This window comes from Mesotoga sp. HF07.pep.5.2.highcov, from assembly GCF_003666285.1.
GTDB lineage: Bacteria > Thermotogota > Thermotogae > Petrotogales > Kosmotogaceae > Mesotoga > Mesotoga prima.
On record NZ_JFHJ01000038.1, the window covers coordinates 1 to 531 of the forward strand.

Consider the following 531-nt stretch of genomic DNA (forward strand, 5'->3'; position numbering starts at 1 on the left):
ACCAATCACAAGGCGAACGTTTTTCATACTATAACGTTCGAAATTTCTCGAAGCGACGAAAGCAACTTCTCTGTCCTTTTCTACGGTGATTACACTTCCATTCTTTGCCATCTTCCCAAGTATGCAGGCACAGAAACCCGTCCCCGTTCCCAGATCCAACACTCTATCTTCATCTCTCATTCCCAACTCCTCGATCATCGTCACGAGAAGCGACGGTTGGGTCGAAGTAGAGCATACTTTGCCAGAACTGCCAAAGCTCAAAAGGCTATGTCCTCATATGCCCTGTCGCGCACTTCGGAAGAGACGAAATCGGCCCGATCAAGCTCCATCATGGCGGCCTCTATTCGCGGGTCTTTCAAGTATCCCAACTTCTTCAAGTATCTTATAAGATCAATCATCTCTTTTCTCATTCTTTTTCCCCTAAAAGAAGAGATACTTCACGGCATTTAGAATTACAATTGTCAGCAATATCCATCTCACAAAGCCACTTCCTTTTCTAATAGAAAGCTTCACTGCAAAATATGCGCCGAT

2 protein-coding genes are annotated in these 531 nt (G+C 44.6%); both read right to left on the minus strand.

Annotated features, from left to right (window positions below; translation table 11 throughout):
* On the minus strand, positions 1 to 180 hold a 180-nt coding region (locus tag BG32_RS15980; RefSeq protein WP_259459411.1), incomplete at its 3' end, for a methyltransferase.
* A gap of 77 nt (positions 181 to 257) precedes the next feature.
* Positions 258 to 410 (minus strand): protein-L-isoaspartate O-methyltransferase, encoded by a 153-nt coding sequence (locus BG32_RS15985; protein ID WP_259459412.1) that lies wholly within the window; start codon positions 408 to 410, stop codon positions 258 to 260.
* Between the last annotated feature and the right edge of the window lie 121 nt (positions 411 to 531).

Coding starts and splice junctions, on each gene's coding strand:
- BG32_RS15985 (WP_259459412.1), bottom strand. CDS start 410: ATGAGAAAAGAGATGATTGATCTTATAAGATACTTGAAGAAGTTGGGA.